Source organism: Gelidimonas denitrificans, assembly GCF_055694065.1.
Window position 1 is genome coordinate 3,513,251 of record NZ_CM146350.1, and the last position, 19,085, is coordinate 3,532,335.

Annotated in this window: 12 protein-coding genes, 1 tRNA gene and 2 pseudogenes; 10 read left to right on the plus strand and 5 right to left on the minus strand. The window is 55.2% G+C overall.

Annotated features, from left to right (window positions below; genetic code table 11):
- Window positions 1-17: 17 nt before the first annotated feature.
- Window positions 18-2,072 (minus strand): UvrD-helicase domain-containing protein, encoded by a 2,055-nt coding sequence (locus FKCLFG_RS16315; protein ID WP_472614118.1) that lies wholly within the window; start codon window positions 2,070-2,072, stop codon window positions 18-20.
- 293 nt (window positions 2,073-2,365) lie between these two features.
- Between FKCLFG_RS16315 and FKCLFG_RS16320 the strand changes: the two genes are divergently transcribed.
- From FKCLFG_RS16320 to FKCLFG_RS16350, 7 genes are all read left to right on the plus strand, one after another.
- The gene (locus FKCLFG_RS16320) at window positions 2,366-4,450 is read left to right on the plus strand and encodes a methyl-accepting chemotaxis protein (protein WP_472614119.1); all 2,085 of its coding nucleotides are present in this window, start codon (window positions 2,366-2,368) and stop codon (window positions 4,448-4,450) included.
- Window positions 4,451-4,620: 170 nt separating this feature from the next.
- Complete coding sequence (locus FKCLFG_RS16325; protein ID WP_472614120.1) at window positions 4,621-6,315, plus strand: methyl-accepting chemotaxis protein; 1,695 nt, start codon at window positions 4,621-4,623, stop codon at window positions 6,313-6,315.
- A gap of 308 nt (window positions 6,316-6,623) precedes the next feature.
- Entirely contained in the window at window positions 6,624-6,797 is a 174-nt protein-coding gene (locus tag FKCLFG_RS16330; protein WP_472614121.1) for an SDR family oxidoreductase, read from the plus strand.
- Between the two features lie 40 nt (window positions 6,798-6,837).
- Entirely contained in the window at window positions 6,838-8,256 is a 1,419-nt protein-coding gene (locus tag FKCLFG_RS16335; protein ID WP_472614122.1) for a bifunctional enoyl-CoA hydratase/phosphate acetyltransferase, read from the plus strand.
- Between the two features lie 13 nt (window positions 8,257-8,269).
- Entirely contained in the window at window positions 8,270-9,448 is a 1,179-nt protein-coding gene (locus FKCLFG_RS16340) for an acetate/propionate family kinase (protein ID WP_472614123.1), read from the plus strand.
- Window positions 9,449-9,513: 65 nt separating this feature from the next.
- Window positions 9,514-11,208: a methyl-accepting chemotaxis protein gene (locus FKCLFG_RS16345; RefSeq protein ID WP_472614124.1), complete on the plus strand. Its 1,695-nt coding sequence runs from the start codon at window positions 9,514-9,516 to the stop codon at window positions 11,206-11,208.
- A gap of 183 nt (window positions 11,209-11,391) precedes the next feature.
- Window positions 11,392-11,874, plus strand: coding sequence for an AtaL-like protein (locus FKCLFG_RS16350; RefSeq protein WP_472614125.1), 483 nt, complete (start codon window positions 11,392-11,394; stop codon window positions 11,872-11,874).
- 275 nt (window positions 11,875-12,149) lie between these two features.
- Here FKCLFG_RS16350 and FKCLFG_RS16355 read toward each other — a convergent pair whose 3' ends face one another.
- Window positions 12,150-12,662 (minus strand): lipopolysaccharide assembly protein LapA domain-containing protein, encoded by a 513-nt coding sequence (locus FKCLFG_RS16355; RefSeq protein ID WP_472614126.1) that lies wholly within the window; start codon window positions 12,660-12,662, stop codon window positions 12,150-12,152.
- Window positions 12,663-12,783: 121 nt separating this feature from the next.
- Window positions 12,784-13,647, minus strand: a complete 864-nt coding sequence (locus FKCLFG_RS16360) for a diguanylate cyclase domain-containing protein (protein WP_472614127.1) — start codon at window positions 13,645-13,647, stop codon at window positions 12,784-12,786.
- A 415-nt stretch (window positions 13,648-14,062) separates the two neighbouring features.
- Between FKCLFG_RS16360 and FKCLFG_RS16365 the strand changes: the two genes are divergently transcribed.
- Entirely contained in the window at window positions 14,063-15,529 is a 1,467-nt protein-coding gene (locus tag FKCLFG_RS16365; protein WP_472614128.1) for a porin, read from the plus strand.
- Between the two features lie 247 nt (window positions 15,530-15,776).
- Here FKCLFG_RS16365 and FKCLFG_RS16370 read toward each other — a convergent pair.
- Window positions 15,777-16,073: pseudogene (locus tag FKCLFG_RS16370) on the minus strand (IS701 family transposase); the annotation flags it as partial.
- A 592-nt stretch (window positions 16,074-16,665) separates the two neighbouring features.
- Here FKCLFG_RS16370 and FKCLFG_RS16375 point away from each other — a divergent pair.
- Window positions 16,666-17,654, plus strand: a pseudogene (locus FKCLFG_RS16375) (IS3 family transposase).
- Between the two features lie 376 nt (window positions 17,655-18,030).
- Here the strand turns inward: FKCLFG_RS16375 and FKCLFG_RS16380 are convergent.
- Window positions 18,031-18,107 (minus strand) — tRNA-Met (locus tag FKCLFG_RS16380).
- A 185-nt stretch (window positions 18,108-18,292) separates the two neighbouring features.
- Here FKCLFG_RS16380 and FKCLFG_RS16385 point away from each other — a divergent pair.
- Complete coding sequence (locus FKCLFG_RS16385) at window positions 18,293-18,892, plus strand: NUDIX hydrolase (protein WP_472614129.1); 600 nt, start codon at window positions 18,293-18,295, stop codon at window positions 18,890-18,892.
- The last annotated feature ends 193 nt before the right edge of the window (window positions 18,893-19,085 follow it).

The following is a 19,085-nucleotide window of genomic DNA, read 5'->3' on the forward strand; positions in this document are numbered from 1 at the left end:
TGATCTGTCCCAGTCCATTACTCTGCTCTGGGCTTGGCCAATAATGCTTTCAAATTCGCCAGCCGGTTCTGTGGCGTAATAATTTCTGCTTCGGTCGGCACCGCATCGCCTTCATCGAGCTTCATTTCCTTGATGAAGCGCGAGATATCGCAGTGCACGCTTTCGCGCGCACGCATGCGCTTCTTGCACCAACTGACATGCAGCGTGCGCTGGGCGCGGGTAATGCCGACGTACATCAGACGGCGCTCTTCCTCAATGCGGGCGCCGAGGATTTCTATCGGCACTTCGCCCTCGGTGCCATTGCCTTTGTGGGGCAGGATGCCTTCTTCCACGCCGACCAGAAACACGTGCGGAAACTCCAGCCCTTTGGAGGCGTGCAGCGTCGACATGCGCACCGCGTCGGGTTCTTCATCACGGCCTTCAAGCATCGTCATCAGCGCCACCATCTGGGTCAAATCGAGTAAACTTTTTTCGGCAGCGTTGCCGTCCTTGCCACCGCTGCCTTTTTCTTTCAGCCAGGTGGTGAAGTCGAGCGTGTTTTGCCATTTGCTCTGGGCGGCGCGGTCGTCGAAGCTGTCGTACAGATAGGCTTCGTAATTGATCTCTTTCATCATGTCGTCCAGCAATTCGGCGGCGTGCCCTTCCCGGTGCGCGTGCATTTCGAGCTGGTTGATGAAAGTGCAGAATTGCCGCAGCGGGTACAGTTGACGGTCGGCCAGTTGCGCCTCGATGCCGCCCTTGAAGACCGCTTCGAACAGCGAACATTGCCACTGGCCGGCGACCTTGCCCAGTGTTTCCAGCGTCGATTGACCGACGCCGCGCTTGGGCGTGGTGACCGCGCGGATGAAGGCCGGGTCGTCATCCTGGTTGGCGACCAGGCGCAAATAGCTGACGATATCCTTGATTTCAGCCTTGTCGAAAAAACTCTGACCGCCCGAGATCGTGTACGGAATGCGCTCCTTGCGCAGCGCCTGCTCGATCACCCGCGCCTGATGATTGCCGCGATACAGGATCGCGTAATCGGAATACTGGGTGCGGCGCTCGAAGCGATGGGCCGACAGCATGATGGCGATTTGCTCGGCCTCCTGTTCGTTGTCCTGCATGCCGAGCACCTTGATCGGTTCGCCCAAGCCATGCTCGGACCAGAGTTCCTTTTCGAACAGTTTCGGATTATTGGAAATCACCGCGTTGGCAGCCTGCAGGATGCGGGTGGTGGAACGGTAATTCTGCTCCAGCTTGATAATCTTCAGATCGGGGAAATCGACTTGCAGGGTTTTCAGATTTTCTACCGTAGCGCCGCGCCAGGCGTAAATCGCCTGATCGTCGTCGCCCACCGCCGTAAACAGCGGCTTCTTGCCGGGACCGGACACCAGCAGCTTGACCAGTTCGTACTGGCAGGTGTTGGTGTCCTGATATTCGTCCACCAGCAGGTAACGCAGGCGGCGCTGCCATTTGTCGCGCACCGCCTCGTCAGTGCGAAACAGCTCGACCGGCAAGCGGATCAGGTCGTCGAAATCGACCGCCTGATAGGCCGACAGTGTGGCTACGTAGTTGCGGTAAATGCGCGCGGCTTGCGCCTCGTCTTCGTCGATGGCCTGGTTCAGCGCGGTGTCGGGATCGATCAGGCTGTTTTTCCACAGCGACATCGCGCTCTGGATGCGGCGGATCAGTTGCTTGTCGGTGGTGATCGCCAAATCCTGCACCAGCGAGAAGCAGTCGTCGCTGTCCATGATCGAGAAGCGATCTTTCAGCCCGAGCGACTTGGCTTCCTGGCGCAAAATTTTCACGCCCAGCGAATGGAAGGTCGACACCGTCAACTGCTTGGCCTGGCGCGGCTCCTTCAGCAGTTTGGCGATGCGCTCCTGCATTTCCAGCGCCGCCTTGTTGGTAAAGGTCAGCGCGGCGACGTTTTTGGCTTCGTAGCCGCAATCCTCGATCAGATGCGCGATTTTTTGCGTGATCACGCGGGTCTTGCCGGAACCGGCACCGGCCAGCACCAGACAGGGACCGTCCATGTAATGGACCGCATCGCGTTGCGGTGCATTTAAACCATGCGTTAAACCATGAGACATCGGGAAGGCAGACAAAAAGACGACGAGGCCAGACATTGTAGCAGCGCGCTGAAGCCGGCAACGGCCAGCCTTTCTACCGCTTTCTTGCTTTATTCGATTGATATAAGGTAATTTATTCGGTTCTTTTACAGGATATAGTCGCAAAGAAACATTTTGTCACGCAACATAATGCGCCTTGCATGCAAGAGCCCGGAACAGGCAGTCAATGTACGTCATGACAACCTTAATCCATCGCCCTGGCCAAGGCTGACATTGCGTAATCCACAACACATATCCCAAAGGAACCTATCATTATGAATGCGCTATTAAACCAACTCCGACTATGGCAAAAATTTGCCATTCTGGCTCTATTCGGCGTGATTCTGGTGGCTGCGCCATTCATTATGTATATCAATGAAGCCGGCAAAGTCATCAGCGCAGCCCGGCTGGAAATCCAGGGCTTGGCTCCGATGCGCCTGGTTCTCAAGACAATGCAAATGGCGCAGCAGCATCGCGGCCTGTCTGCGATGGTTCTGAGCGGCAATGCCGCGGCCCAGCCGAAGCGCGTTGGCAAGATGGAAGAAACCGACCAGGCCTTCGCCGCACTGGATGTAGAACTGCAAAAAAATATCAAAGCCGCCGCGATCACCAGCACCTGGCTGCAAACCACCAACGCCTGGAGCGCACTCAAAGGCAAGGTCGCGCAAGGCGCAATTTCAGCACCGGACAGTTTCGCCGCACATACCGCGATGATTGCGCAGTTGCTCAGGATCAAAACGCTGTTGATGGAATATTACGGACTTAGCTTTGATCCTGAAGCGCAAAGCTACTACCTGATCGATGCGGCACTGGTGCAAGCGCCGATGCTGGCCGAGATATTTGGCCAGACACGCGCCTTAGGCGCCGCCTTGCTGGCGGCGCAAAGCGCCACAGTGGAAGACCGTATGAAAATAATCGCAGTGATCGACAAGGCCAATGATCGTTACCAGGGCTTGAACGATTCACTCGAAAGAGCAGTTTCGCACAACCCGCAACTCAAGGAAAAATTAGCCGCACCCGGCCAGGCTGCGCTTGCCATCGCTAATCAGGTGATCCAGCTAGCGCAAAACGAGATCGTCAAAGCGGAACAACTGCAGTTTTCCGCCCCCGACTACGTTAACCAGTTCACTACGGCCATTGACACCCAGTTCAAACTCAATGAAGTCGCACTGGTGGAACTGGAAGCCATCCTCGTAGCCCGCGCCGCGCAGCTGACCACCACCAGCTATTTGCTCTGCGGCGCTATTGCATTGCTCAGTCTGCTGGCGGCTTTCATCAATTTCCTCATCACTCGCGGCCTGCTGCGCCAACTCGGCGGCGAGCCGGCGTATGCCGCCTCGATTGTCGAAAAAATCGCTGCCGGCGACCTTTCTGCCGCCATCGAACTCAAGCCGGGCGACCAGTCCAGCCTGCTGTTTGCGATGCGATCCATGCGCGATCATCTGGGAGCCATCGTCGGCAACGTGCGCAGCGGCACCGACGCGATCGCCACCGCCTCCGGCCAGATTGCCGCCGGCAACCTCGATCTGTCGTCGCGCACCGAAGAGCAAGCCAGCACGCTGGAACAGACCGCCGCCTCGATGGAAGAACTGACCGGCACCGTCAAGCAAAATGCCGACAATGCGCGCCAGGCCAATCGACTGGCGGCATCGGCCTCGGAAGTTGCGGTCAAAGGCGGCGAAGTAGTCGCGCAAGTGGTCGACACCATGCATGACATCAATGCCTCGGCCAGAAAAATCGCCGACATCATCAGCGTCATCGACGGCATCGCTTTTCAGACCAATATCCTGGCGCTGAATGCGGCGGTTGAAGCGGCGCGCGCCGGCGAACAGGGGCGCGGCTTTGCGGTGGTTGCCACCGAAGTGCGCAATCTGGCGCAGCGTTCGGCTTCCGCAGCGAAGGAAATCAAGGCCCTGATCGACGACTCGGCGCAGAAAGTCGATGCCGGCAGCACGCTGGTAGGACAAGCCGGCGCCACCATGCAGGAGATCGTCGCCAGCGTCAAAAAAGTGGCCGACATCATGGCCGAGATCACCTCTGCCAGCCAGGAGCAAAGCCAGGGCATCGAGCAAGTCAATCAAGCCGTGGCGCAAATGGATGAAGTCACGCAGCAAAATGCCGCGCTGGTGGAACAGGCTGCGGCGGCGTCCGAAGCCATGCAAGAGCAGGCTACCCAGCTAGCCCAGGTAGTAAGTGCCTTCAAACTCGCCGGGATGTTGACACTGGCGCCGACTGCCCTGCCCCATTTTTCGCCACCCGCTAAACATTCCGTAGTCAGCAAGATTGCCAGCGCGCCAAAAAAACAAAAAACAATCACCCATGACGCAACGGCGTCGTCTGAAGAATGGAAGGAATTTTAACCAGATCAATCCAGCACACTTGAAAAAATTCCATAACTTGGCGAGCGTGCGGGATGTCACAGAGTACAAATGCGTGGCACTTTGGCTGTTTTCCCTTCTTCGTGCAACCAGATAAAAAGAGCCCTACACCGGCCTGAACCGGCCTAATTGACTCCACAAGAAAACAAAAAATGAAAATAAGTAATCTTAAAATCGGGACGCGGCTAGGGATCTGTTTTGCAATTATTCTTGTTTTGTCGTTTATGACTACCGGCGTTGCGATGTGGCGACTACAGATCGTTGCCGAAGAAACGCGCGTGATGATGGAACAGCCGCTGGCCAAGGAGCGCATGACTGCCGACTGGTATCGCTATATTCATAGCGCGGTACGACGCACTGCAGCAATCGCAAAAAGTTCCGACCCGTCACTGGTGGCGTTCTTTGCCGAAGATAGCGCAGCTACCAACAAGGGTGCTTCGGAGATGCAAAAAGGCGTCGAGCCATTACTAACGACGGATAAGGAAAAGGCCCTGTTCCAGGCCATCGGCGAGCAAAGAAAAATCTATGCCACCGCCCGCGATACGATCCTCAGGATAAAAGCAGAGGGTCAAGCAGAAGAAGCCAACCGGATTATCGAGCAAACCTTCATGCCAGCGGCAAAGACGTACCAGAATCTGGTGCAGGAATTACTTGAAAATCAACGCGAAAATATTAATGCAATCAGCAGCAAAATTGAAGCCGACTATCGCGCCAGCAGATTTGCATTGCTGATGCTCAGTTTGGTTGCGCTACTGTGCGGAATCGGATGTACATGGATATTGACGCGCAATTTGCTAAAGCAGCTCGGCGGCGAACCGGAATATATAGCAACGATCGCACACCAAATCGCCACTGGTAACTTGGCAGTTGCGATAAACACGCAACCTAAAGATGATTCCAGTGTGCTGCATGCAATGAAGACAATGCACGACAATCTGGCCAACATCATCAGCCAGGTGCGCAACGGTACCGAGACGATTGTTACTGCATCGGGGCAGATCGCGGCAGGCAATCTCGACCTGTCCGGCCGCACGGAAGCACAGGCCAGCGCGCTGGAAGAAACAGCCTCCACGATGGAAGAGCTGACCTCCACGGTCAAGCATAATGCCGACAATGCACGCCAAGCTAATCAGCTCGCGCAATCCGCATCGGAAGTCGCGGTGAAAGGCGGCGAAGTAGTCGCACAAGTGGTCGACACGATGGGTTCGATTGATGCCTCGTCGAAAAAAATCGCCGACATTATCAGCGTCATCGACGGCATCGCTTTTCAGACCAATATCCTGGCCCTGAATGCGGCGGTCGAAGCGGCGCGCGCCGGAGAACAGGGGCGCGGCTTCGCGGTGGTCGCAACCGAAGTGCGCAATCTGGCGCAACGCTCGGCGTCCGCCGCCAAGGAGATCAAGACATTAATCGACGACTCGGTCGACAAGGTGGATGCCGGCAGCAAGCTGGTGGAACAGGCGGGCAAGACGATGGAAGAAGTCGTCTCCAGCATCCGACGCGTAACCAACATCATGGGTGAAATAACCACCGCAAGTAAGGAACAGAGCGATGGCATCGAGCAGGTCAATGAGGCGATTCTGCAGATGGATCAAATAACCCAGAAAAATGCCGCATTAGTCGAGGAAGAGGCTGCGGCAACTGCGTCCTTGAAAGATTTGGCCGATGATCTGGCACTCGTGGTCAGCGCGTTCAAGCTCGAAGCGATTCAGTCCAGCCCAATCCGGCAAACCACAGCGTTGCCCGTAAGGCAGCAGATTGCGGCACGACCGGCCAGTGCGCCAGCCAAGCAAAACGTGATTGCACATCCTAAAACCACGTCGGATAGCGACTGGGAAGAATTTTAAACCCGGCCGCCTGACAGCCCAATTGCACCGGTGTGTAGAAGGTTTGGTTAACGTTTTATCAGCCCGGCTTTCGACAAAACACGTTCCAGCATTTATGCGCAAAAATGACAAGACTTGACCGCGCAAGGGCTTCCTGATTTCTTTTCTACATCAATCGTGAGCGCGAAAACGAAGCGCGGACAGTACGCATATATGGCAAGCAAAGCCGACAAAGTGCACGGTTGATTTGGAAATGGAATGCGCATGCCCCTGTCAAACGGATTGCTTACCTTGGCTATATCCACTGATACTTTTTGTGAAATGCCCCTATGACCAACGAGGCCCATTGCTTCAGCCTGGCCGGTAAAAAAGGCCTCATCCTGGGCCGTCTTGTGACGCTCGATGAAATCGCCCGGCTCTGTGTTTTCTTATGCTCCGATCCCTCTTCCGGCATGACAGGGCAGACCAGTTACGTCGATGCAGGCTGCCACGCAGTAGCCTGACTTCCCGCAATTCCCCCCCCTGTGCCAATTAGAAAATATTATGTCTCTGACCCTGAACACTGACTTGATTGAAAACGTCACATACGACGAAATCACTCTGGGCCAAAGTGCCCGCTTGCTACGCACCCCAACTCTGGCCGACATTCAGACTTTCGCAGCCGTGTCGGGCGACTTCAACCCTACCCATCTGAATGCCGAGTACGCCAACGATACCCTGTACCACGAGGTGATTGCCCACGGCATGTGGGGCGGTGCGTTGATTTCAGCCTTGTTGGGCACGCAGTTTCCCGGCCCCGGCACCATTTATCTGGAGCAGGCGTTGCACTTCACCAAACCCGTTCACATCGGTGACACGCTCACCGTGACGGCCACGGTGGTGAGTAAGGACGATGCCAACAAGCATGTCGAACTGGATTGTCAGGTAATCAACCAGAAAGGTGACCGCGTGCTGCACGGCATAGCCCGGGTGCTGGCTCCCACGAAAAAAGTGCGCCTGCCGCGCGTCAATGCGCCGCACATCCAGCTGTTTGACCCCGAAGCCCGCTTCAAAGACCTGCTGGCGCTGAGTGCCGGCATGCCGGCAGTGCGTTGTGCTGTGGTGCATCCCTGCGATGTGGAGTCACTGAGCGGCGCGATGGATTCAGCCCGCTACGGCTTGATAGTGCCGGTGCTGATCGGTCCCGAGGCGCGCATCCGCCACATTGCCAAAGAAGCTGGCATCGACCTGACTGGCGCTGAAATTATCTCGGTGCCGCACAGCCATGCGGCCGCGGAAAAGGCCGCCGATATGGCCGCCAATGGGGAGGTGGAGGTGCTGATGAAAGGCAGTCTGCATACCGACGAGCTAATTCACGCAGTACTGGCCCGCCCGGCACTGCGCACCGGACGGCGCATGTCGCATGTGTTCCGCTTCGACGTGCCGTTGTACAGCAAGCCGCTGCTGGTCACCGACGCCGCGCTCAACATCCGCCCCAGCCTGCTGGAAAAGGTGGACATTATCCAGAACGCCATCGACTTTGCTCGCATCATGGGCGTAAAAATTCCCAAAGTCGCCATTCTGTCGGCGGTGGAAACCGTCAACCCCAACATTCCGTCCACGCTGGACGCCGCGGCGCTGTGCAAGATGGCCGACCGGGGTCAGATCACGGGCGGCATACTCGATGGTCCGCTGGCTTTTGACAACGCCATTTCGGCCCACGCAGCGCAGGTCAAGCACATCAAATCAGCCGTGTCGGGAAATGCCGACATCCTGGTTGTGCCCGACCTGGAATCCGGCAACATACTGGCTAAACAGCTGGAGTACCTGGCCGGAGCCACCGGCTCCGGCTTGGTGCTCGGGGCCCGGGTGCCAATTGCCCTGACCAGTCGCGCCGACGGCCCCATGGCCCGTGTGGCTTCGGCGCTACTGGCCCTGCTGGCGGCCCATGATGCCCGCCGCGACCACGTGCGTCAAGACTGATAAGGAGCGGGACATGGCCATTCTTGCCGTCAATGCGGGCTCTTCAACGCTGAAATTTTCCATTCATCCGCGGCAGAGGGGGCAGGTGCAGCCCAGCGTGCTCGCCGGTAGTATCCAGGGGCTGGAGCCCGGTGGCGCACCGGTATTGGGTTGGACCTTTCGGGGACAGCAGCAAACCCGCCAACTGCCTGTCTCCACTGGCGATCCGTTTGATCAGGCCCTGCGTAGTTTGGGCGAGCTGCTAGCGGGCGAACCCAGCATCCCCGCCATCGAAGCCATTGCCCATCGCGTGGTGCATGGCGGGCGGGACTTTTCTGCCAGTGTGCTGGTTACCGACGAGGTGCTCGCCAGGCTGGCCCGGCTCAATTCTCTGGCGCCGCTGCACCAGCCGCACAACCTGCAGGGCATCCGGGCGTTTCAAAAAGCGTTTTCCGCTACGCCGCAGGTGGCGTGCTTTGATACTACCTTTCATGTAACCCTGCCCGAGGTGGATTACAGCTTTGCCCTGCCGCAATCTCTGGCCGAACAGGGCGTGCGCCGTTACGGTTTTCATGGCTTGTCGTACCAGTACATCATGGGTGTGTTGTTGCAACGCAGCACACATGCAGGCGGCCGTGTCCTGATGGCCCACTTGGGCAACGGAGCGAGCCTGTGCGCGGCACAGGAGGGGCGCAGCTGCGCCACGACCATGGGTTTTTCAGCGCTGGACGGCCTGATGATGGGCACTCGCAGTGGTTCTTTAGATGCCGGGGTGCTGTTGTACCTGCTGGAGCAGGGTTGGGACCATAACCGGCTGCAAACCCTGCTTTACAAACAAAGCGGCTTGCTGGGTGTCTCTGGCATCTCGGCGGACATGCGCCGGCTGCGGATCGATGGCGGCGTTGCGGCGCAACGGGCCATAGACTTGTTTACCCATCGGGTGGTGCGCGAATCCGGTGCGCTGGTCGCTTGCCTGGGCGGATTGGACGTGTTGGCCTTCAGCGGCGGCATCGGCGAGCATGACGCCGTGCTGCGAGCCCAGGTGTGCGAGCGCCTGGGTTGGCTGGGGATGGCGGTGGACCCTGCGCTGAATCAGCAGGCCACGGGTAATGCGGTGATGGCCATTCACCAGCCGGACAGTCGCGTGCAGGTGTGGGTAGTGCCGACGGACGAAGGTCGCGTGGCGGCACAGGAAGCGGCGCGGTTGATTTAAAGCCACAACAACATACGTTGCCTGATTAATTTCATTGATTTAAAAACCATAATAGGGACATTGAAATGCATATTAAAAACTTGAATATCGGCCAACGGCTGGCTCTTTCTTTTGGCTGCGTCATTGCGTTATTGCTGGTGTTATCCATACTCAGCTTTAGCCGGGTTGGGAGCCTTAAAAATGAAATTGCACTGACCGCCAATGACCGTTATCCGATGACCGTATTGGCCAACCAGATCATCCGCGAGATTAACGCCCAGGCACGCTACATGCGCAATGCGTTGCTCATGACGAACCCGAAAGACGTGAGCAAAGAGCTTGCCCGCGTCGATGACAGCGGCAAGGCCGCGGGTCTTGCGTTCGACGATCTCGACAAGATGGTTATCTTGGAAAAAAGCCGGGAGTTCATGAAAACACTGGCCGTATTCAGGCAGCAATACCTGCCATTGAAAGCAAAGTTCATCAATCTCGTCAACGGCGACAGAAAAGACGAAGCGACAGCCCTTTTAATGGCTGAGGTGCGTCCGATGGAAATAAAATACACCGCAGAACTTGAAAAATTCCTGCAATTCCAGGACAGCCTGATGGCACAGGCCGGCAAACAATCGGTTCAGCAAGCCGAGAGCGCAGAGTTGTGGATCATGCTGCTGGCGATAAGTGCCGGCATCATCAGTGTATTGGCAGGTATTCTGACTACCCGCAGCATCACGCATCCCCTGAGTGAAGCGCTCAAGATTGCCCAGACAGTTGCCGCCGGCGACCTGACCAGCCGGATTGAGGTCAAATCAACCGATGAAACCGGCAAACTGATGCAGGCGTTGCAAGACATGAACACCAGCCTGGTCAAAACCGTCGGGCAGGTACGCAGCGGCACCGACGCGATCGCTACCGCCTCTGGCCAGATTGCAGCCGGCAACCTCGATCTGTCGTCGCGCACCGAAGAACAGGCCAGCACGCTGGAACAGACCGCAGCCTCGATGGAAGAACTCACCGGCACCGTCAAGCAAAATGCCGACAATGCGCGCCAGGCCAATCGACTGGCGGCATCGGCCTCGGAAGTTGCGGTCAAAGGCGGCGAAGTAGTCGCGCAGGTGGTCGACACCATGCATGACATCAATGCCTCGGCCAGAAAAATTGCCGACATCATCAGCGTCATCGACGGCATCGCTTTTCAGACCAATATCCTGGCCCTGAATGCGGCGGTTGAAGCGGCGCGCGCCGGCGAACAGGGGCGCGGCTTTGCGGTGGTTGCCACCGAAGTGCGCAATCTGGCGCAACGCTCGGCTTCCGCAGCGAAGGAAATCAAGGCCCTGATCGACGACTCGGCGCAGAAAGTCGATGCCGGCAGCACGCTGGTAGGACAAGCCGGCGCCACCATGCAGGAGATCGTCGCCAGCGTCAAAAAAGTGGCCGACATCATGAATGAAATCACCTCTGCCAGCCAGGAGCAAAGCCAGGGCATCGAGCAAGTCAACCAGGCGGTGGCGCAAATGGATGAAGTCACACAACAGAATGCGGCGCTGGTGGAACAGGCCGCAGCAGCGTCCGAGGCCCTGCAAGAACAGGCGGCCCATCTGGCACAGGTGGTCAGCGTATTCCAGATCGACAGCATGCAGACGCGGGTACCGGCGGCCAAGGTCCATCGTTTTTCACCGCAGATCAAGCACCTTGCCCCAAGCAAGCGCCCCCTGCCGCCAATGAAGCAAAAAATGATCGCAAATGGCGCCACCGCGCCGACTGAAAACTGGGAAGAGTTCTAAATTCGAATTGCCCCGTTTCAAACGCAGCCGCTGCAGTAAATGATGACTGCGGGTGGCTGCGGATGGCTGCGTTTGACGGATCAGGTTCACATAATCCTTTCATCTCAAACCGAAATGCCGGGACTGCTTTACCATTCCGCTATTGCGGCCATACCGGCTCGCCGACTTTTGCCAGAAACTCTCATGAAATTTAGCCACAGCATCGACATCAATGACCCGCAGAATCCGTCCATCACGCCATTGACGCGTCAGCAATTATGGCTGGGCCTGGTGTTGCGGGCGGAAGCGCCCAAGTTGTTCATGCCGCATCTGGATCAGTGCACTGTGTTTGATCCGATCGACAACACGGTACTGCGCGAATTGCATTACGGGGATCTGATAATCCGCGACTGCGTCACTTTTCATGTTTTGCAGCATGTGTACTACGATGTGCCGGCGCAGGGCGAGATTGCCGCGTCCAGCCTCGTCATGCGTATCGAGGAAGCGCAATCGGGCGAATTGTCGGTGCGCTTCGAGTACGACGACGGCAATGACGAAGCCACCGATAGCGCCAATGAAATGTACAACGAGTACCGCCGCTTAGCCTACTTTGCCGCCGACACCGATACCATCGAGATCATCCGGGAACTGGCAGCACAAGGCAAACTGGCCGAGCCAGTCGCTTGACGATAGTGCATACAACGCGTGGTATATTTTATAGCGCTTGTTTTATATGCGCAAATGCATGTTTTTTTATGCATACTCACCATATTAAAAAAATATGATTACTGTTCAGTCTATTGGATAACGGCTGTTTGAATTCCTTCTCCCGGCCGCTCTCCATATAAGCGCGGGTTGCACCCGCCCTGCCCGCTTCGGCAGCCATTCGGAAACGACCGCCGAAAGAATTACGTCATGCAGTTTTTTCGTGACTTTCTCGGACAAATGCGCAACACCCGTTATTAACTGCCAAGTTCCAACGAACGCGCTGGAACATTCTGATTGCTGTTGCGCTGCAAGCGGTCGTCGAGTTCGCCCAGTGTGGCCACCATGCTATTGCCGGTTTGCTCCATGGTCGTGCGCAGTTCTTGCTCGGTCTGACTCAACCTGGCTTCCACTCTTGCCGCAGTGCTGGTATTTTGTTGCGCCATCTTGCCCAGCTCGACTTCCAGATAGTTGTGCAACCCGGTAAAGCGCGAAGCCTCGGCCTGATCGGCCAGTTTGCGCTGGCTTTCCACCTCTTTGTGCAAGCGCCGGGTCTCCATGATCACCGAGGTTTGCATGGTGACGATAAAAGCCAGAAACAGCACCGCCAGCAAGGCGGTTGCCGCCAACAATATCAAACCGAGCGGCGCCTGCACGGTGGTAAACAGGAACGACAACGTGGTCGGCGCCATGATGGCGCTCCAGTTGACTGCCGCAAACAGGGCAACGCAGCCTAACACCAGCAGCAGCAACACATTTCGTAAATGCATAAAACCTCCATCGATAAGTGAGTGGCGTCGGTTGCGCACAGAGGCACAGCCGTACTTTTGGTTGACTATATTGTAACAACTGATGGAAAAATGTCGCCACCGCTATTGGTGCGCCGCAGTGTTAGCGGCCGATCATCTGGTGCGCTCGCTTGGTGCGATACATCGCCTCATCGGCACAGCGCAACAGGGCCTCGGTATCGCCGGCATCGTCGGGGAACAGCGCCAAGCCGATACTCGCGTCGACTATGAAATCCATGCCATTGATCAGATGCGGCTGCAACAACGCTTGCGCGATACGCTCAATCGCTTCCTGCGCTTCCGCTCTGCCGCACAGGTCTTCCGCAATCAGCAGGAATTCATCGCCGCCGAGCCGGGCCACGGTATCGGCGGCGCGCAATGTCTGTTTCAGGCGGCTGGCCACCTCGCGCAATACCGTATCGCCGGCGGCGTGACCGAACACATCGTTGACTTGTTTGAATTTATCCAAATCGACAAAAATCAGCGCCAGATGGGTACCGCGCCGCGGTACCTGCAGCATCGCATGCTTGAGCCGCTCCAGCGCCAGTTCGCGATTGCCCACTCCGGTAAGCGCATCGTTGAAGGCCAGGTATTTCAGGCGCTGCTCGGAATCGATGCGCGCGGTAACGTCGCGATTGATGCTGATGATGCCAATCACCTTGCGCTTGGCATCCTCCAGCGGCACCAATATCGATTCGGTATAACCGATCCGCCCATCCTTGCGCCGCATCCTGATCTCGCCCGCCCAGTGGCCCTGCAACAGCACCGCTTCCATCATGTCTTGTTTAAAACAGGCTATATCCTCCGGCAGATATAGCGTGCTGACCGGCTTGCCGATGATTTCCTGGCGCGCCCAGCCGTACAACCTTTCCGCACCGGAATTCCATTCGAGCACACGGCCCTCCATATCGATCACCACCACCGCATCGAACAGGAAGTCGAACGCTTTTGCACGTTGCTCAAACATGCTGCCCTCGCTCAATAAGCCTTTTGCCCGATGCTGTGCAATTCCAGGCAACGCTAGCCGCACCACCGGGCCTATTCAAAGTCGCCCGGCCCGATAACCGACATCCAAAGACTGGCAGGCTGTCGCAACAGCCGATCTCCCGCGATTCTCGCAGCGCATCTCCCTATAACAGATGACACCACAGCTAAAAACACGTTGATTGATTCGCATCATGGAATGAAAGAATTCCAGCAGCCAGACGCCACTGTTGCACCATACTTGGCGCCCAAAAATGTATTTTTCGTACAACATTATTTTCAATATTGCCGAAAATAAAGTAATAGAATCTATGCAAACAAGCCGATTGCTGGCATATTAATTGAGATTAATAGCACGATCGTTCGTTTGTAATAATAAACCCTCAGGAGACAGCAATATGAAAACAAAATTACTTGCAGGTTTGGTAGCATCCTGCTTCGCTGTGCCAGTGCTGGCGCAATCCAATATCACCATCTACGGCATCATGGATGCCGGTATTCACGTGTCCAGCAATGGCGAAGGCACCCGAACCAAACTGGTCAGCGGCATCGCCGACGGTTCGCGTCTGGGCTTCAAGGGCACCGAGGATCTGGGTGGCGGTTACAAGGCCATTTTCAATATCGAATCGCGCATTGAGCTCGATAACGGCACCAACCAGGCTGGGAATATCAGCGACAACGAAGGGTTTGCATTGCCCCGGGGACTAAACTTTGCGCCTACCTTGGTAGGCGCAGTGAGAGCCGGCGTTGCAGCTCAGGTGGCAGCGCAAGCGCAGGCTGGCGGTGCAACTGCGGCCCAGGCGGCGGCAATAGGCGCCGGTTTTGTCGCCAGTCCTGCCGGCATTAATGCTGTAAACGCGGCAGCCAACAGCGCCGGTGTTCCGGCAACTGCAGCAAGACTTCTGGCCGGTTCGCAATCCGCGTTGAGACAGGCTGGCGCAATCAAGATCGTCAACTTCAACGGCGCGCTGTTCGACCGGACTTCGATGGTCGGCCTGATCACGCCGGTCGGCGCGGTTCTGGCCGGGCGCATGTACACGCCGGGTTATGAAGTACTTGCCGGAGCCGACACTTTTGAAACCGGCACCGCCGGTTCCTGGGGCGGCATCGCCAACGGTAACGCCGGCCTGTTGACGGCCGGGATCGCGATCCGTTCCTCCAAGGCGCTGCAGTACCGGATTCAATTGCCGAGCGGCATCTCAGCGGCGCTGATGTACGGCTTCAAGAATTCCGGCTACATTGATCTCGACAAGCGTTTCTACGCTGCCAATGTGATGTACAAAGCCAACGGCTTCAATGTCGGCGTCGGCTACAACAACGGCCAGGACCAGTTTGGCAACAGCGGCCTGATCTCGACGATCATCGGCGGCTCGTATGAAACCGGCCCGTTCAAGTTCTTCGGCGGTTACCTGAAGCAAAAGAATGAAAACTCGGTCGTGGTGCCGCTGCTGACAAGTCTGACCTGGGACGCACCCGGCGGCATTGGCTCCAATCTGACGACGCAACCGGCGGCTCTGCAAGCGGCGTTGCGCAACTCGTATGTCAACACGCTGAGACAAAATTTCAAACTGGACGCCGACAGCTATAGTATCGGCATGCACTACAAGGTTGGCAACGGCCGCGTGATGGGTTCGGTCAGTCACCAGAACGACAAGACGGCACTCGACAACGATGCCACCCAATACGCGATTGGCTACGATTACAATCTGTCCAAGCGCACCGACATCTACACCGTGTTGGCGTACATTAAGAACGACAACGCCGCCCAATACGCACCGGGCGCAGCCAGTGCTTCAGGCGGCTTCACTAGCGCCGGCGGCGTCTCTGGCAAGGCGATTCAAATCGGTATGCGCCACCGGTTTTAAGCTGGAAACGCTGTAATCCATCGCAATCCGGTTGCAAGTTGACCGGGTAAATGCAAAAGAGGGTGCCGTTCAGGCACCCTCTTTTGCATTGTGGGCAGCATCTGGCATTAAAAATATACATAACCGCGTATTTCTAATATCCGCGATCAAATCATGCGGGAATACCATGCTTTTAGCCTGATTAGCTACCAACCTCAGGACACGCTGAAAATACCACTGTTTTTGCATGCAGTATTAATAACTGATGTTATGCAGCCCGCAGAGTCTGTGGTTCTGCATAGGCTTGGCGGGTTGCTTTGATAAAGAGCTTTGCTCTTATCGAAAAATGGTTTGTTTTGAGCTTTATATTCAGGCACTCCAATTTGGATATGGCATAAATTGACATGAAAACATGGTTTTTTTGCGTGGTTACTCTGGGTGTGGGCGATCTCGCCAGCGCGGCGTTGGACTTCAATGATTTGTGGAGCACTTCCACTTTCCACCGTTTTTTGTAGAGAGTAGTTATCTTCTCGCAATCACTAAAGTGGGCCCACAAATCCGGACAAGAGATTAAGCGGGCGCTGTCATGAAAAGAAGAGGCAGGCAGTGAGTGAAAGCAAACGGAAAGTTTTTACGGGGGCGCAAAAAGCCAAGGTTGCATTGGAAGCAGTCAAGGGCACGAAGACCATCAATGATGATTGCCCAAGAGTACGGTGTGCATTCAACCCAAGTTGGCCAATGAAAAAAAGAATTGCTGGAGCTTTCAGGCTGTCTGTCTGAAGGCAAGCATGGGCCGAAACCGGTCAATGCGCAGAACGCTCCAGACCAACTGTACGCCAAGATCAGGCAACTCAAAATGGAACTAGACTGACTTCCGGATCGGCCTGTAGCGCAGCGGCAAAGCCGGATCGAACCAGCGCAAGAACTGGCGGTGTCGACACAATGTAAGCTGCTGGCGGTAACAAGGTCCAGTGTGTATGACCGGAAAAAGTGTCGGCATAAAGTCGTTGGTGAACGCGACCATGTGTTATTGCAATTACTCGATAAAGAATACACGCGGCACCCGTTTTACGGCACGCGGTGCATGACGCAAAAAAGTGGTGCTGAAAATTCAGGCAAACGCTTAAGTGGAAATTCTGCCCAAATGAGAAAGCGCAATGCGCGCATTAGGAGCGGAAATGAAATGTACCAGAAGGAATTACACTGTGGCATTTAAGGTTAAAGTTACCCTATCGATAATTAATGAAGAGAAGACGCTGGCCGAACTGAGCACGCAATATGACGTGCATGTGAACCAGATCACACAATAGAAATCGGAATTGATCCACCGAGATTTTTGCCACGGCGGCGGAACGCAAGGAAGCCGCCGGCGGGTCGGACGTCGGATCGTTGCATGCCAAGATTGGCCAACAGGCGATAGAGATTGATTTTTTGGCAGTCGCGCTCGGTCGCATGGACGGTGCGAGCGCAAAGAAATGATCGACAAATCACACGCTTTGTTTGTGACGCGCCAGGCCGAATTGCTGGACCTGTCGCGCTCGAACGTCTATTACCTGCCGCAAGCGGTGCCACCGTCGGATCTGTCGCTGATGCGCTGCATCTCGAGTATCCCTTTGCCGGTGCCCGGATGCTGCGCGATATGGTCATTGATCGGCCCAATCAGGTCTGGGCCACGGATTTGACCTATATTCCGATGCGGCGCGGATTTGTCTACCTGGTCGCCGTCGTCGACTGGACCACGCGCAAGGTGCTAGCGCATCGGGTGTCGGCCAGCATGACGACGGACTTCTGCGTCGCAGCGCTCACCGAGGCAATCGAGAAATACGGTGTACCGGAGATATTCAATAGCGACCAGGGAAGTCAATTCACCAGCAACGATTTCACTCAGATTCTGAAGGGAAATAGTATCAAGATAAGCAAGGACGGCAAGGGGCGTTGGGGCGATAACGTGTTTGTCGAACGGCTCTGGAAAAGTGTGAAATATGAGCAGGTCTACTTGCATGCGTATGAGACCGTTGCTGAAGCGCGATCAAAGCCGGGTGGTTATCTTGATTTCTTCAACAGTCGGGGCCAGCACTCGCTGCTTGACCGCCAAACGCCGGACATGGTTTACTTCGAAACACAACCGCAAGTGCCGGCGGCTTGAGGCTCTATTTGTGTTAGACGTTGCTGCGTAAACAATCCCGAGCAAAGTTGAATATTTTGCTTCACTCTATAGCAACGTCTAACGCGAATAGAGCCCCGCTTGATGGTAATCCGGGTTACCCACCCGCGCATGCACTCGTGCTTGATTGAGAAGCAGCACACGCGCTCGTGGATAACCCTACGCTGCGAAGTTTCCACTCAAAAGCCAAAAACTCTGCCTTAACTAACAGTGCCACCTCTGTCGCCCGCGACGCGGTGTGCCATTAAGATAACTTTTTACTTGTCGGGCAAGCTAAAATTTTACCTAAAGTAAGTGCGCCCAGCTGGGCATGAAGCAAAAAAAAGCAACCACTTAACAGTGATTGCTTTTAGTATATTGGTTGCGGGGGCAGGATTTGAACCTACGACCTTCGGGTTATGAGCCCGACGAGCTGCCAGACTGCTCCACCCCGCGTCTGATGTAAGAACTATACATCAAATTCCGTAACAAAGCAACTGGGATTTCAAAGCAAACGCACAATGCTAAACTTAAATGCAGAATTAGATTTGTTCATAAATAATTTTGTTCGATTAAAAACGCAAGAATTGCATATAACGTATTCTTAGGAAAACCAAATAAATAAACTACGACACGTCCCTATGAAATTTTGCTCCGTCTGCGCCCATCCGGTCGCGTTAATCATTCCTCCTGACGATAACCGGCCACGTTTTGTATGTACACAATGCGGCATGATTCACTATCAAAATCCAAAGATGGTGGTTGGTTCAATTCCCGCATGGGAAGAAGAGGGTGAAACACGCGTGCTGCTATGTAAACGCGCTATTGAGCCTCGATATGGATTTTGGACTTTGCCTGCCGGCTTTATGGAAAATGATGAAACGACTGCCGCTGCCGCTTTACGAGAAACGCACGAAGAGGCTGGTGCGAGCATCGTGCTGCACGGATTATTCTCTCTGTTAAACGTACCACATGTGCAACAGGTGCACATGTTCTATCGTGCAACGCTGCTTGATCTAAATTATCTCGCCGGGCCAGAAAGCTTGGAAATCGATATTTTTCCCGAATCTAAAATACCGTGGAACGAAATAGCGTTCCCCACTGTTGCACATACGTTGAAATTTTTTTTTGAAGATAATAAGAAAATAAAGCAGGGAGGCGAATATGGATTTCACCCTTTCGACATCATCAAACCAATGGATACAATGGGTTCAGAAATCCAGACCAAAGTTGGGTCGTAAGTAGAATATATGGATGATTTAAGCAAGGACGGTTTCAATGCAAAATGACAACAAGGCCAAGCTTATCGACCCAGTATGCTTTAAAGTCAAAAACGTCTACAGGAAGGAACAAACCGGCTTAGTATTTCCGGTCCAGTGATTTTCTAGGTCTGGTGTTGAGTTTCCATGCGATGTCGTCAAGCTGTTGTTGGGA

Coding starts and splice junctions, on each gene's coding strand:
- FKCLFG_RS16315 (WP_472614118.1), bottom strand. CDS start 2,072: ATGTCTCATGGTTTAACGCATGGTTTAAATGCACCGCAACGCGATGCG.
- FKCLFG_RS16320 (WP_472614119.1), top strand. CDS start 2,366: ATGAATGCGCTATTAAACCAACTCCGACTATGGCAAAAATTTGCCATT.
- FKCLFG_RS16325 (WP_472614120.1), top strand. CDS start 4,621: ATGAAAATAAGTAATCTTAAAATCGGGACGCGGCTAGGGATCTGTTTT.
- FKCLFG_RS16330 (WP_472614121.1), top strand. CDS start 6,624: ATGACCAACGAGGCCCATTGCTTCAGCCTGGCCGGTAAAAAAGGCCTC.
- FKCLFG_RS16335 (WP_472614122.1), top strand. CDS start 6,838: ATGTCTCTGACCCTGAACACTGACTTGATTGAAAACGTCACATACGAC.
- FKCLFG_RS16340 (WP_472614123.1), top strand. CDS start 8,270: ATGGCCATTCTTGCCGTCAATGCGGGCTCTTCAACGCTGAAATTTTCC.
- FKCLFG_RS16345 (WP_472614124.1), top strand. CDS start 9,514: ATGCATATTAAAAACTTGAATATCGGCCAACGGCTGGCTCTTTCTTTT.
- FKCLFG_RS16350 (WP_472614125.1), top strand. CDS start 11,392: ATGAAATTTAGCCACAGCATCGACATCAATGACCCGCAGAATCCGTCC.
- FKCLFG_RS16355 (WP_472614126.1), bottom strand. CDS start 12,662: ATGCATTTACGAAATGTGTTGCTGCTGCTGGTGTTAGGCTGCGTTGCC.
- FKCLFG_RS16360 (WP_472614127.1), bottom strand. CDS start 13,647: ATGTTTGAGCAACGTGCAAAAGCGTTCGACTTCCTGTTCGATGCGGTG.
- FKCLFG_RS16365 (WP_472614128.1), top strand. CDS start 14,063: ATGAAAACAAAATTACTTGCAGGTTTGGTAGCATCCTGCTTCGCTGTG.
- FKCLFG_RS16385 (WP_472614129.1), top strand. CDS start 18,293: ATGAAATTTTGCTCCGTCTGCGCCCATCCGGTCGCGTTAATCATTCCT.